Here is a 12,927-nt window from a genome sequence, read left to right on the forward strand (position 1 = left end):
GGTCCGGCTGGCTGCGGGGCAGACCGGTTCGTTCACGATCGACACGGGTCTGGGGTCGGTCGAGGCCGGGCAGGTCGCGTTCCGTCAGTACCGGTGGGTCACGGAGACCGGGGCCCCCGGCAAGGGGTACACGCACTCGCAGAAGGCGCCGTTCGGCGAGGCCGTGATCGCGCCGAAGGCCACCGTCACCGCTGGGCAGTGCGTCTACGACCCGGCCGTGCACGCCTCCTCGACCCTCGTGACGCTGACGTTCGACAACTCGACCTCGACGCTGCCGGTGCAGTTCACGGTCTCCGGTCGCGACGACCTCACGCAGGTCGTGGCACCGGGGGCGAGCGTCCCGGTCGCGGTGACCGCCGGCTATCAGGGCGCCACGTTCACGGTCTCCGCCGACGGACGACAGCTCGCGAGCCAGGCCGTCCCTGCCGCGAGCTGCTACGTCCCGAGCTGGTCGGCGACGCAGACTGCTCGCGCGGAGGTGGCCGACCAGACCCTCCGCATCGTCGGCACGTACACCAACACGTCCCCGGGTCCCGTGCGCGTGCGCATGTACTCACCGGTGTACGGCTTCGCCGGGTCGGCGGTCGACGTCCCCGCAGGAGCCACCCACGAGTTCTTCCTGCCGACGGGCGTCACCAGGCTCCCCGCCGGGACCGTCCAGTTCCAGCAGTCGATCACGGCCGACGGCGTGGCCCGCAGCAACACCGTGACCGCCAGGTACGAGGCCGGTCGCTACGACGTCTTCGCGCCGACGGTGGCAGCCCCGATCCTCGGCGTCTGCTACTTCGAGGACAACGAGCAGCAGTCGTACCGCCCCGTGACGTTCGTGTACGACAACATGGCGTCGACCGCGGCCGTCACGTTCCACGTCGAGGTGAACGGCGTGGTCGCGCCCGAGACGCACCGGGTGGTGCAGAACCAGAAGCGGGTCCAGCTCAAGGTGCCGAGCGCCCCCGAGGGCGGCGCGACGTACCGTGTGGTGGCCGACTCGGGCCACTCGTGGACGTTCGAGGTCGCAGGGCAGTCCTGCCTGCCGAGCTGGCACTGGACCGAGGCCTACCGGGTGGGTGACCGCGTCACGCACGCAGGCCGGAACTACACGGCGACGGCATGGAGCGTCTCGGTCGTGCCGGGCTCCACGTTCGGTGCGTACTTCTGGCGCGACGAGAGCCGCGGCTGAGCAGAGGCCGCGGGCACGGAGCAGACGAGGGAGGGGCCCTGGCATCGCGCCGGGGTCTATCACTCGCCGCTCCGGGCGGTTAAGCTCCGCATCAGTCCCGGGGGCGGGCCGCCCGCACCTCGCCCTCGACGGGTACGGCGAGGGGTGCGAGGTGGTAGGACGCGAGGTCCGTGGCGGCGGTGGGGGCGCTGCCGTCACCGAACGGTGAACCGCCGAGCGCTTCGCGCCCGTGCGGTGTGAGCCAGCCGGACAGGTCCGGGCCGTCGGGCACGATCCCGCTCGGGTTGAGCTGGGAGTGCACCCGGTAGTAGTGGTGCTTGATGTGTTCGAAGTTGACGGTGTCGCCGAACCCGGGCGTCTGGAACAGGTCGCGCACGTACCCCCACAGGACCTTGTCCTCGGTGATCTTGTTGCGGTTGGTCTTGAAGTGCCCGTGGTAGACCGCGTCGAACCGGACCAGGGTCGTGAAGAGGCGCACGTCGGCCTCGGTGAGGTGGTCGCCGACGAGGTAGCGGCGCTCGGACAGCCGGTCGGAGAGCCAGTCGAGGCGTTCGAAGAGGATCCCGTACGCCCGGTCGTACTTCTCCTGCGAGTCGGCGAACCCGGCGCGGTACACGCCGTTGTTGACGTCGAGGTAGACCTTCTCGGCGACGTCGTCGATCTCGTCGCGCCAGGCCGCGGGGTAGAGGTCGGGGGCGCCGGGCCGGTGGTGCGCGGTCCACTCGGTCGACAGGTCGAGCGTGATCTGCGGGTAGTCGTTGGTGACGAGCAGGCGTGAGGGGACGTCGACGATCGCGGGCACGCTCACGCCGCCGTCGTCCTCGGGGTCGCGCGCGAGGTAGTGCTCGGCGAGGAAGTGGGAGCCGAGCTCGGGGTCGATGCCGTCGCGGTCGAGCGTGAAGCGCCACGAGCGGGAGTCCTGGATCGGGTCGACGACGCCGAGCGAGATCGCACCCTCGAGCCCGAGCAGCCGGCGCACGATGATCGACCGGTGCGCCCACGGGCACGCGAGGCTCGCGACGAGCCGGTAGCGGCCGGGCTCGACGGGCCACCGTCCGTGGTCGTCGCCCTGCCCGCCGGGCGTGGACGTGCTGTCCGCGGCGATGCGGTCGGTGAAGTGCGGGCCGCGGCGCTTCCAGCCGCGGGGGACGGGGTTCGATCCGGTGGTGTCGCTCATGGAGCGAACCTACGCCGGGCCTCCGGCGTCCGCAGCGACCAGCGTCACGGGGCGAGCGTGACGTCGGTCCGGACGGGGCGCAGGCGGGAGCCGACCACGCGGGACGTGCCGTCGTCGTGCGCCTCGACGAGGACCGTGACGGTCTGCGTGACGGTCCACGCCGACAGGCGCGCACCGGGCGGGACGGTCCCGAGCGTGCCGGTCGTGGGGGTGGGTGCGGTCCATCCGCCGGTGAGCGTCACGGACTGCGTGCACTCGACGGACGCGAGGGCGAAGACCCCGTCGGGGGACGTGAGCCAGGCAGGATCGGGGGCCTCGTACGCGCACGAGCGTTCCTCGGTGCCGCTCTCGGGGGACAGGTCGGCGACGGGGAAGCCCTGGGTGTGCGCGGTCGCGAGCTGGTCGGCGTCGGTGACGTCGAGGGCGGGCGCGGCCTCGCCGGTGCGGGCGAAGGCGAGCACGTCCTCGAGCGCGGCGGCCCCGCGGGCGAGGGCTCCGTCGTCGGGCCCGACGGCGGAGCCTCCTCCCAGCACGGGGTGCGGGAGGGCCACGGCCGGGTCGGTCGCGAGCTGGTAGGTCAGCAGCCAGGGGGCGTCCGCGGACGCGCGTGTGAAGAGCGTGGACTCGACGAACTCGCCGTCCGATGCCGCAGGGTCCCCTGGTGCGCCCAGGGAGTAGAACCAGTCCGCGGTCCCGGCCGCGGGGGCGGCGAGCGTGCCCGGCACGGACGTGTGGGGCGCGACGACGGCCGCTCCCTGTGCGGTCTGCGCGGCGAAGGCGAACGTCGACGACCGCAGGACGGGCCCCGTCGTGATGCTCGTGAGAGCGGCGGCGTCGCGGGCGGCGTTCGCGGTGTTGCGCGTCGTGGAGAGCGAGGCGAACAGCGTCGTGGCCGCTTCGCGGTCGATCACGGGCTCGCGCACCTGGGCGGGAACCGCGGCGACCTCGGCGCCCACGCATCCCGACAGGAGCCCGAGCGAGGCGACGGCCCCTACCAGGCCCGCGAGGGGGCGGGCGACGGGACGGGGCGCAGGCACGGCGGCGGAGACCTCACGGGAGGGGGCGGGCGGACGCCCTCATCCAACCCTGCCGGTGGCGCTCGACCAAACTCGTCGCGCGTCCGCGCAGCGGGGGTTCGTGCTGCCGGGCCGGACGGGATCCCCCACGAGATCGCGAGCGCACGACCTGGCAGCACGGGTCCTCAGGCGGCGTCCCCCGCGCCCCTGAGGACGACGCGGGTCTGCGGGTCGAACCGGTAGCCGAGCCCGCGCACGGTCGAGATGACGTGCTGGAGCCCGAGCTTCTCGCGCAGCCGCCGCACGTGGACGTCGATGGTCCGGCTGCCGTCGCGCACCGCGTCGGCTCCCCAGACGGTCGACAGGAGCTCGTCCCTGGTCACGACGCGGTGCGCCGACCGGGACAGGTGCGTCAGGAGCTCGAGCTCCTTGTGGGTGAGCCGCTGCTCGGAGCCGTCGACGGTCACGCGGCGGCTCGCCGGGTCGATGACGACCCGCGGGACGGGCGACAGGGCTGCGAGCCGGTCGCGGAAGGCCTCGACGTCGTCGAGCGGGGCGAGGTCCGGGGCGAGGTCCGGGGCGGGGACGGGGACGTCGGACCGGCGTGCGGCGCTGCGGCCGCGGGCCGTGCGGCGGCCCTCGTCGACGAGGTGCTCGTGCCGGTCCGTCGCGGGCTCCGACAGGGTCAGTGCCGTGTACGTCTCGGCGTCGGGCAGCCACTCGCGGGCCAGCTCGCCGAGGGCTTCGGCGAGCTCGACGAGCTCGGCCTGGGGGTGCTCCCCGGTCGCGGCGTCGACCCCGACGTACAGGACGAAGCCGGGGTGCGAGCGGCGGTGGGGTGCGTGCGGGCGAGGGGTCTGCTGGGTCAGGGCGGCCATGGGATGCTCCAGGGGTCCCGCTCGACGGCCTGGGCCGGAGCGGCGCCGACGACGGTCGGCAGGGTTGTCAGAGGGCTGAGGGAGTCAGGCCGGACAACAGACGCTGGGCATGCTGACGCTCGGGCGCCGGTCGGCACCTCGGGAGGTCAGCGAGGAGGTCACGTGGCGAGCATGGCAGCGACGCGGTGGGGCGCCAAGGGCAAGCGCCAAGAATCTCACCGGGTGAGACGTGAAATGGGGACGGACGCGACGCCGTCGGGCATCGGGGACGCGGGCGACCCGGCGGACCGGCCGCCCGCGCCCCCGAGCGCGCTGGTCTCAGACCACGCCGTAGAGGCGGTCGCCCGCGTCACCCAGGCCGGGCACGATGTACGCGTTCTCGTCGAGGCGCTCGTCCACGGCGGCCACGACGAGCTGGACGTCGACCCGGTCGCCGATCGCCTTCTCGAGGACCTCGATGCCCTCGGGGGCGGCGAGCAGGCACACGGCCGTGACGTCCCGCGCACCGCGCTCGAACACGTAGTCGATCGCCGCGACGAGCGTCCCGCCGGTCGCGAGCATGGGGTCGAGCAGGAACACGTGGCGACCCGTCAGGTCGTCCGGGAGCCGGTTCGCGTAGGTGACGGCCTCGAGGGTCTTCTCGTCGCGCTGCATCCCCAGGAAGCCGACCTCGGCCGTGGGCAGCAGGCGGGTCATGCCCTCGAGCATCCCCAGGCCGGCACGCAGGATGGGGACGACGAGCGGGCGCGGCTCGGCGATACGGACCCCGACGGTCGTGGTGACCGGGGTCTCGACCTCGTGTGGCTCGACCCGGACGTCCCGCGTCGCCTCGTAGGCCAGCAGGGTCACGAGCTCGTCCACCAGGAGGCGGAAGGTCGAGGAGGCGGTGTCCTTGTTGCGAAGGACGGTGAGCTTGTGGGCGACCAGCGGGTGGTCGGCGACGTGCAGGCGCATGGTTCGAGGGTACCGCCCGGTAGCCTCGGGAGCATGGTCCCCGACGACGTCGCCCCCGCCGCGAAACCCGGTCCCGTCGGGCTCGACCTGCCCTGGGCGACCGGAACGTTCCCGCCCGACACCGTCGTGGCCCGCCGCGCCGTGTGGGACGAGCTCATGGGTCTCGCGCTGCACGAGGCGACCCACGCCCTCGCCACGGGCGACGTGCCCATCGGGGCGCTCGTCGTCGGGCCCGACGGGCGGCTGCTCGGCCTCGGCCGCAACCGGCGCGAGGAGATCGGCGACCCCACGGCCCACGCCGAGGTCCTCGCGCTGCGCCAGGCCGCGGCCACGCTCGGCTCGTGGCGCCTCGAGGGGTGCACGCTCGTCGTGACGCTCGAACCGTGCGCGATGTGCGCGGGGGCGACCACGCTCGCTCGCGTCGAGCGGCTCGTGCTCGGCGCGTGGGACCCCAAGGCCGGCGCGTGCGGGTCGGTGTGGGACATCGTGCGCGACCGCCGCAACCCTCACCGCGTCGAGGTCGTCGGCGGCATCCGCGACGTCGAGTGCGGCGACCTCATCCGCGAGTTCTTCGAGACGCAGCGCTGAGCGGCCCGGGCCCGGGGCCGTGGGCCGGGCCCGTGGTCTCAGAGCCGGTCCGCGAGCGCTTCGAGGGTCTCGGAGACCCCGGCCTCGAGCTTGAGCGTGGCGAGCGGGTCGCCCCGGGTCGCGCCGCGGTTGACGATCACGACGGGCTTGTCGGTCTTGGCGGCGTGCTTGACGAACCGGAGCCCGCTCAGGACGGTCAGTGACGAGCCGGCGACGAGCAGCGCGTCGGCGTCGTCGACCATCGCGTAGGCCCGCTCGACGCGTTCGCGCGGCACGTTCTCGCCGAAGTACACGATCTCCGGCTTGAGCATGCCGCCGCAGAACTCGCACGCCGCGGGCACGAAGTGGGCGGTCGACTCGATCACGGCGTCGGCGTCGGGCGCGGTCTCGACGTCGTCGAGGTCGCCGATGCTCTCCAGGAAGTGCGGGTTGAGCGTGGTGAGCCGGTCGGCCAGGTGCTCGCGCGAGACGACGCGCGCGCAGGACAGGCAGATGACGCGGTCGTAGCGGCCGTGGAGGTCGATGACGTTGCGCGAGCCTGCGTCCTCGTGGAGCAGGTCGACGTTCTGGGTGATGATCCCTTCGAGGACGCCGCGTTCCTCGAGCCGGACCAGGGCCTTGTGCCCGGCGTTGGGGTGCGTGCGGTGCACGCGCTGCCAGCCCACGTGGTTGCGCGCCCAGTAGTGGCGGCGGAACGCCTCGTCCCCGACGAACTGCTGGTAGGTCATGGGGTTGCGGGGTGGGGAGTCCGGGCCGCGGTAGTCGGGGATGCCGGAGTCGGTCGAGATGCCCGCACCTGTCAGGGCGGTGAGCCGCTTGCCGCGCAGCAGGTGGACGACGTCGTCGATCGTGGGGCCGGTCTGCGGGGTCGTGGGGGTCTGCGGGGGCACGGTCCGAGCGTACGACGGCCGCTGGAGCGGTTCCACAAGGGCTGGTGGGTGGGGAGCGGCACCCCAGGGGTGGGGCGTGGGGCGAGCGGCCGGGGCGCCCTGGCGAGGATGTCGGCGAGACCGCAGGAAAAGGGGCGAGTAGGACACCTGTCCAAGGTGCAAATCGGGCTTATCTCCCGCGTTGTCCATCCATTGGTTAAGACCCTTGGCAAAGGGCCCGTTCAGGGCTACTGTGCGAGGCGTCCGAACAAAGTTCCGGGCACGCCCGGAGGAGAGCAACGAGGCCCTCACATGCAAGACACACCCAGACGCCGGCTCGCGCCGGTGGCGATCGCCGCAGCCGCGGTGCTCGCCGCTTCCGTCGCGGTGGCGCCGGCAACCCAGGCCGCCGCGACCCAGTCCGTCGCTTCTGCCAAGCCCACCACCACCTCGTCGTCCGCAGGCCCCGACGACATCAACGGCTACCGCAGCGTCGGCTACCTCATGGCCGACAGCCCCGTCACGCGCGACTTCCACGTCGCGGACCTCGTGTCCTCGGGTGCGATCAAGGACCTGACCCACCTCAACTACGCGTTCGGCAACGTCACGACCGACCTCGTGTGCGACATCACGGAGGTGCCCGGCGAGGGCGATGCGCAGAACGACTTCCTGCGACTCGTCCCGGCCAAGCAGTCCGTGGACGGCAAGGCCGACAAGCCAGGCCAGGCGCTCGCGGGCAACTTCAACCAGCTGCGCAAGCTCAAGGCCGTCAGCCCCGACACCAAGATCCTCGTGTCTCTCGGTGGTTGGACCTGGTCGGACAACTTCTCCGAGGCCGCGTCCACGGCCGAGGGGCGTACGAAGCTCGTGAACTCGTGCCTCGACATCTACATCCAGGGCAACCTGCCCCAGATCGGTGACAAGGGTGGCCCGGGGGCCGCGGCCGGGATCTTCGACGGCATCGACATCGACTGGGAGTGGCCCGTGACCGGGGGCGAGACGGCGAACGCCCGCCCCGAGGACAAGGAGAACTTCCTGCTCCTCATGGAGGAGTTCCGCACCTCGCTCGACGCGCTGGGTGCCCAGAACGGTGAGGACTACCTCCTGACGGGCTTCGCCCCCGCGGGCGGCTGGAACGCCGGCCAGGGCGGCTGGCTCGACCCGAGGCTCTTCGCGGTCGTCGACTTCCTCAACGTCCAGGGCTACGACTTCCACGGCGGCTGGGTCCCGAACAAGACGGGGCACCAGGGCAACCTGCACCCGGACGGCACCGAGAACTGGGGCCTGGCCCTCGACGGGGCCATGGGCATGTACGTCAACGCGGGCGCGGACCCGCAGCAGCTCAACGCGGGCCTCGCGGCCTACGGCCACGGCTGGTACGGGGTCGCGGACGGCAGCGCGGGCTGGAAGACCGCGACGGGTTACGTCGGCACCAAGACGTACGCCGAGCTGCGCACCTTCGGTGAGGCGTTCTTCGACCCCACGATCGGCGCGTCGTGGCGCTACGACGGCGACCAGTGGTGGAGCTTCGACGACCCGGCGTCGGTCAACGCCAAGTCCGAGTGGCTCGCGGTCCAGGGGTACGGCGGGGCCATGTGGTGGGACCTGAGCGGTGACTACGAGAACGAGCTCGGCGGGACCCTCGGCTCGACCCTGCGTGCGTCGACGCCCGGACCCGGGGTCGACGCGCAGTGCGCCGCCCCGTGGTACGGCTCGGGCGTCTACTCCTCGGGTGACGTCGTCTCGCACGACGGCGCCGAGTACAAGGCCAAGTGGTGGACGCGTGGCACGGCCCCGGCCGCGACCTCGGGCAGCCCGTGGCAGAAGATCGGCCCGTGCGGCACGGCCCCCGTCGTCGAGGTCGTCAAGTGCGCCCCGGCGTTCTCGCTCGAGGCGACGTACTCGGGCGGCGCGGTCGTCTCGCGTGCGGGCGTGAACCACACGGCCCAGTGGTGGACCCGTGGCGAGGTGCCCGGGAGCAACGTCTGGGGTGCGTGGGACGCGGGTCGGCCCTGCTCGGCCTGACACCTGCGTGAAGGTCCCGGGTCGGTCCGGGACGGCCAGGGGCGCCGCACCGTCGGGTGCGGCGCCCCTGGCGCGTGCGGGGGAGCGCTCAGGTGCCCGACGGCGTCACGCGCCGCTCGTGGTCGTCCCGCCCGAGGTGTCGGTCGAGCCGTTCGCGCCGGGCCCGCGGCCGCCGCCCGTGCCACCTGTGCCGCCGCCCGCGAACTCGCCCGCGACGGCTGTCGCGGCCTGCGTCGCGCCGTCGGTGGTGCCGTCGGACGAGAGCCCAGCGTCGTCCGGTGTGCCGAGCGTCCCGCCGGTCTCGACGACGTAGGTGGCGCCCGTCTCGATCTCGGGCGACGAGTAGACGACGTTCTGCGTGTCCTTGGTGACCTCGTAGGACACGAGGGTCGTGCCGTCCTCGGCGAGGACGTGGACCACGGTCCCGGTCGCGGCGCTCTGGTCGAGGTTCGCGGCGACCCAGCCCTGCGACGAGTCGGTGTCGGGGGCCACGGCCATGCCCGAGCTGCCCGCGGCGAGCAGCGTGCCTCCCGAGATCGTGAACGTGCCGTTGACGTCGAGTGCGCCGTTGCCGGCGTTCGTCGGCCCCTGGACCACGGTGGTCCCGCCCGTGATCTCGAGCGAGCCGTTGCTGTCCAGGCCGTCGCCGCCCGCGTCGACCAGGAGCGTGCCGCCCGAGATCGTGAGCGAGTAGTCGCCTGCCGCCTCGCCGCCCGGTGCACCACCGCCCTGGGCACCCGCCTGCCCGCCGGGAGCTGCGCCGTCGGGCATCTCGCCGGACGGCATCTCGCCGTCGGGCCCGGCCGGGGGAGCGCCGGCCGTGCCGTCGGGCGGGGTGGGGCGCTCGCCGTCGGCCGGGGGAGTGAAGTCACCCGGTGCCTGGCCGTCCTGAGCAGCGCTGTCCTGCGCGGTGCCGGTGCCGGTGCCTGTGCCCGTCGTGTCGGTGCTCGTCCCGCCCGCGGCGTTCACGCCGTCGTCGGACGCCGTGATGTCGACGTCGCCGCCCGCGAGCGTGATCGTGGCGCCTTCGAGACCCTCGACGGAGTCCGAGACGGTGAGAGTGCCGGCCGTGATCGTGAGGTCGCCGTCGGCGTGGACGCCGTCGTCGCCCGAGGCGAGCGTGACGTCCCCGCCCGAGACCGACACTGCACCGTTCGAGTGCAGGCCGTCGTCCGCGGCGGCGACGTCCACGGTCGCGCTGCCGCCGACCACGACCCCGACGTCGCCCTTGATGCCCTTGGCCGAGGCGTCCTCGGCGACCTCCGTGCCGGGTCCGCCCGCCGCGGCGATCGTCGCGGTCGCGTCGGCGACGATCGCGTCGGTCTCGGCCTGGACGCCGTCGTCGCCCGACGTGACGTCGACCGTCCCGCCGAGGACCGCGACGTAGCCCATGGTCTCGTCGTCGGCGTTGGTCGACTTGAGGCCGTCGGCCGCCGCGGTCACGGTGACCGACGCGTCGCCCGTCACGACCAGGTAGTCCTTGCCGCGGACGCCGTCGTCGCCCGCGTCGACCGTGACGTCGCCCCCGGCGATCACCAGGCCGTCCTTGCTCACGATCCCGTCCGTCGCGGCGCTGACCACGTCGAGGGAACCGGTGCCGCCGATCGTGAGGTCGGCCGAGGAGAACAGGGCGGCGTCAGGCTCGTCGGTGCTTCCATCACCATCCGCATCGACAGCCTCCCCCGTCGCCTCCAGGTGGTTCGTCGAGCCGTCGGCAAGGACCACGACTGCGATCGCGGCGTCCTCGACGACCAGCGCAGAGCTGGTCGAGGACGTGATGCTCGCACCGTCGAGCACGAGGCGCACCACGCCGTCGCCCGACGACGCCACGACGAGCTGCCCGTCGGTCAGGTCGCCCGTGACGCGGTAGGTGCCGGCCTGGGTGATCGTGACGGTCGAGCCGTCGACGGTCACGCCGTCACCGTCGGCCTGGGCCGAGTCGCCGTCGAGCGAGAGCGCGACCTCCTCGGACTCGTCCCACGAGAGGTCCTCGTCGTCGGCCCCCGAGGAGTGCGGGTCGGCGTTTGCGGCCATGGCCTCCTCGGGGGTCAGGCCCGCGACGGCGGTCGAGGCCGTGGTGGCCGAGGCGGCGTCGCTCGTGGTGGTGCTCGTGCCGGAGTCCGCCGAGCAGCCGACGAGTGCGGCGGCCGTGAGCGTGGCGGTCAGGACGGCGGTCGTGACGGTGGTGGGTCTGCGGAGTCGCATCAGGTGCTCCTGTCGGGAGAGGTGGTCAGGGAGGGTTCGACCCAGCGGCGGACGACACGTCGCCACGGGGTGCTCGGCAGGTCGGGGCGGAGGACCGCCAGACCCGTGCCGTACTTGGAGATGCGCTGCGGCCGGTGGCCGCTGCGCCAGAGCAGGTGGTCCAGGCACGACGGCGTCGACCCGGTCTTGGTCTCGACGACCACGAGGTCGGGGACCGCCGCGACCCGGTCCGCGGGCGTGCCCTCGTCGAGCAGCCACGTCAGGCCCGTGTCGAGGGTCGCGCGAGCCGCAGGTGCTCCGGGCCTCGTCCCGGGCAGGAGCAGCGTCGAGCGCCGGTACCTGGTCACGAGGCCCGCCGCGAGCGGCAGGTCGGCCGCCTCGGGGATCGCGGCGCCGTCGAGCGTCGCCGACACGAAGCGTCTGCCCTCGCCCAGCTCGCAGCGGCCCGCGAGGTCGTGCGCCACGCGGTCCTTGACGGTCGAGCCGCGCGCGGCCCGCGTCTTGACCTCGAGCCACGCCTCGCCCGAGTCCAGGTAGGTCCGGGTGCGGACCTTGAAACGCCGACGACGACGGTGCGCGGCCAGGTGGAAGCTCGTCAGGTCCGGGGTGTCGAAGTACACCGAATCGTACGAGAACTCCCGACGGCCGTCGACGTCGAGCACCCCCACGCCCGGCTCCCGCTCGGCCAGGTCGGCCAGGACCGCCCGTGCCTCCGCACGGCGCAGGACGTACTTGCGGTCGATCCGGGTCTGGAGCGACGCCGAGGCGACGAGCTCGTCGAGCGACACGAGGGAGAACCCCGCGTGCGGCGCGACGAGGGTGTCGGGCGCGGCGCCGTCGGGCAGGAGCGTGGTCATGCCGACACCCGGGCGGCGGGCGCGGCCGGGGTCGCGAGGGCCGCCGCGACGTCGGTCGCGCTGCTCGCCGCGCCGCCGCCCGGGGCGACCTCGAAACGGACGTCGACCAGGGTCGTGTCGTTCACGAGGTCGAGGCGCTGGACCGACGCCGAGTGGACGTGCGCCCCCAGGAGCTGCTCGAGGTAGGCGACGAGTCCGGCCTCGTCGGGGAAGGCGCGGTCGAGCAGGACGACCTGGCTGCGGTGGCGGCGCAGCAGGCGCGGGTGGTCCGCGACCGCCATGACCACGAGGATCAGGGCGCTGCCCGCGACGCCGAGCCAGCCCGCGGTCGTGCCGAGGCCACCCAGGAGCCCCAGGGCGAGGGCCGCGAAGTAGTACGCGACCTCGTGCTGGCTCAGCTCGGTCGAGCGCAGCCGGATGATCGACAGGACACCGAAGAGGCCCAGACCCAGGCCTGCGCCGACCGTGCTGCTCGCGAGCGTCGCCGCGACCGCCAGGACGCCCACGTTCACGCCCAGGTAGGCCACGACCAGGTCGCGGCGCCGATGACGCGGGAAGTAGAGGCCGAACGTCAGGACGAGCACGGCGACCAGGTCGACGAGGTACAACGCGAGCTGTGGGGGCTGGGTCACGGGTGACCTCCAGGTGACGGGGAACTGAACTCCTCCATGGAGCCGTCCGAACCTGTGAGTTCGCTATGACACGGGGTAGGTGAGGATGTGAGTTCGGGACGCGGCGTCGGTGCCCGACGGCGGGGCTCGCCCCTGGCGTCCGACGGCGGCCTCCTTCGGGTGCCGGCAGGCGCGCGGGGTGCCCGATTCGGTCCAGGCGCCGCGAGCGGGTATCCTTCTGCAGCCGGGACTTCCCGGCTGGGTAGCGTGTCCGAGTGGCCTAAGGAGCACGCCTCGAAAGCGTGTGTGGGTGAAAGTCCACCGTGAGTTCGAATCTCACCGCTACCGCAAGCACGAAGGGTCCCGACCAGTGGTCGGGGCCCTTCGTCGTTGGTGGGGCGCCGCGTCGCTCCGTTCTGCCGCCGACCTGTCGGACTAGCTGGTCGATGCCGACCCGCGGTCCGGGCCCTAGGTGTACTGACCAGGATCGTTGTTGACGTGAAGAGAGACCTCCGTGTCGAGTGGGAGCTGTCTAGGAACCCGGCTCTGACCAACGGAGGTCTCTCG

General features: G+C 72.9%; 11 protein-coding genes and 1 tRNA gene. 4 read left to right on the forward strand and 8 right to left on the reverse strand.

The window, feature by feature from the left end; translation table 11 throughout:
• Window positions 1-1,180 (forward strand): hypothetical protein (locus IE95_RS20585; protein ID WP_036572669.1); only part of this gene is annotated, 1,180 nt, incomplete at its 5' end.
• Window positions 1,181-1,271: 91 nt separating this feature from the next.
• Here the strand turns inward: IE95_RS20585 and IE95_RS20590 are convergent.
• From IE95_RS20590 to upp, 4 genes are all read right to left on the reverse strand, one after another.
• Complete coding sequence (locus IE95_RS20590) at window positions 1,272-2,357, reverse strand: glutathione S-transferase family protein (protein ID WP_206053341.1); 1,086 nt, start codon at window positions 2,355-2,357, stop codon at window positions 1,272-1,274.
• 44 nt (window positions 2,358-2,401) lie between these two features.
• Entirely contained in the window at window positions 2,402-3,394 is a 993-nt protein-coding gene (locus IE95_RS0118020) for a DUF8094 domain-containing protein (RefSeq protein ID WP_030153530.1), read from the reverse strand.
• A gap of 164 nt (window positions 3,395-3,558) precedes the next feature.
• Entirely contained in the window at window positions 3,559-4,251 is a 693-nt protein-coding gene (locus IE95_RS19890; RefSeq protein ID WP_051703293.1) for a winged helix-turn-helix domain-containing protein, read from the reverse strand.
• 318 nt (window positions 4,252-4,569) lie between these two features.
• A complete protein-coding gene (gene upp / locus IE95_RS0118030) occupies window positions 4,570-5,205 on the reverse strand; it encodes a uracil phosphoribosyltransferase (protein WP_030153534.1) in 636 nt (211 codons plus the stop codon).
• Between the two features lie 156 nt (window positions 5,206-5,361).
• On the opposite strand from upp, the gene IE95_RS0118035 reads away from it, so the two are divergent.
• Window positions 5,362-5,793, forward strand: coding sequence for a nucleoside deaminase (locus IE95_RS0118035; protein WP_030153537.1), 432 nt, complete (start codon window positions 5,362-5,364; stop codon window positions 5,791-5,793).
• A gap of 38 nt (window positions 5,794-5,831) precedes the next feature.
• Here IE95_RS0118035 and IE95_RS0118040 read toward each other — a convergent pair whose 3' ends face one another.
• Entirely contained in the window at window positions 5,832-6,683 is an 852-nt protein-coding gene (locus tag IE95_RS0118040; RefSeq protein WP_030153539.1) for an NAD-dependent protein deacetylase, read from the reverse strand.
• A 291-nt stretch (window positions 6,684-6,974) separates the two neighbouring features.
• On the opposite strand from IE95_RS0118040, the gene IE95_RS19285 reads away from it, so the two are divergent.
• Window positions 6,975-8,687, forward strand: a complete 1,713-nt coding sequence (locus tag IE95_RS19285) for a glycosyl hydrolase family 18 protein (protein ID WP_164984147.1) — start codon at window positions 6,975-6,977, stop codon at window positions 8,685-8,687.
• Window positions 8,688-8,792: 105 nt separating this feature from the next.
• On the opposite strand, the gene IE95_RS0118050 is transcribed toward IE95_RS19285, so the two are convergent.
• Genes IE95_RS0118050 through IE95_RS0118060 form a run of 3 tightly spaced genes read right to left on the reverse strand, consistent with a single transcriptional unit; the run spans window position 8,793 to window position 12,381 of the window.
• Entirely contained in the window at window positions 8,793-10,892 is a 2,100-nt protein-coding gene (locus IE95_RS0118050; protein ID WP_051703295.1) for a carbohydrate-binding domain-containing protein, read from the reverse strand.
• Window positions 10,892-11,749, reverse strand: a complete 858-nt coding sequence (locus IE95_RS0118055) for a polyphosphate polymerase domain-containing protein (RefSeq protein WP_084690415.1) — start codon at window positions 11,747-11,749, stop codon at window positions 10,892-10,894. The genes IE95_RS0118050 and IE95_RS0118055 overlap by 1 nt, the downstream gene beginning before the upstream one ends.
• Window positions 11,746-12,381, reverse strand: coding sequence for a DUF4956 domain-containing protein (locus IE95_RS0118060; protein ID WP_051703296.1), 636 nt, complete (start codon window positions 12,379-12,381; stop codon window positions 11,746-11,748). The genes IE95_RS0118055 and IE95_RS0118060 overlap by 4 nt, the downstream gene beginning before the upstream one ends.
• A 240-nt stretch (window positions 12,382-12,621) precedes the next feature.
• On the opposite strand from IE95_RS0118060, the gene IE95_RS0118065 reads away from it, so the two are divergent.
• Window positions 12,622-12,708, forward strand: a tRNA-Ser gene (locus IE95_RS0118065).
• The last annotated feature ends 219 nt before the right edge of the window (window positions 12,709-12,927 follow it).

The sequence above is a fragment of the Oerskovia turbata genome (assembly GCF_000718325.1).
GTDB classification, from domain to species: Bacteria; Actinomycetota; Actinomycetes; order Actinomycetales; family Cellulomonadaceae; genus Oerskovia; species Oerskovia turbata.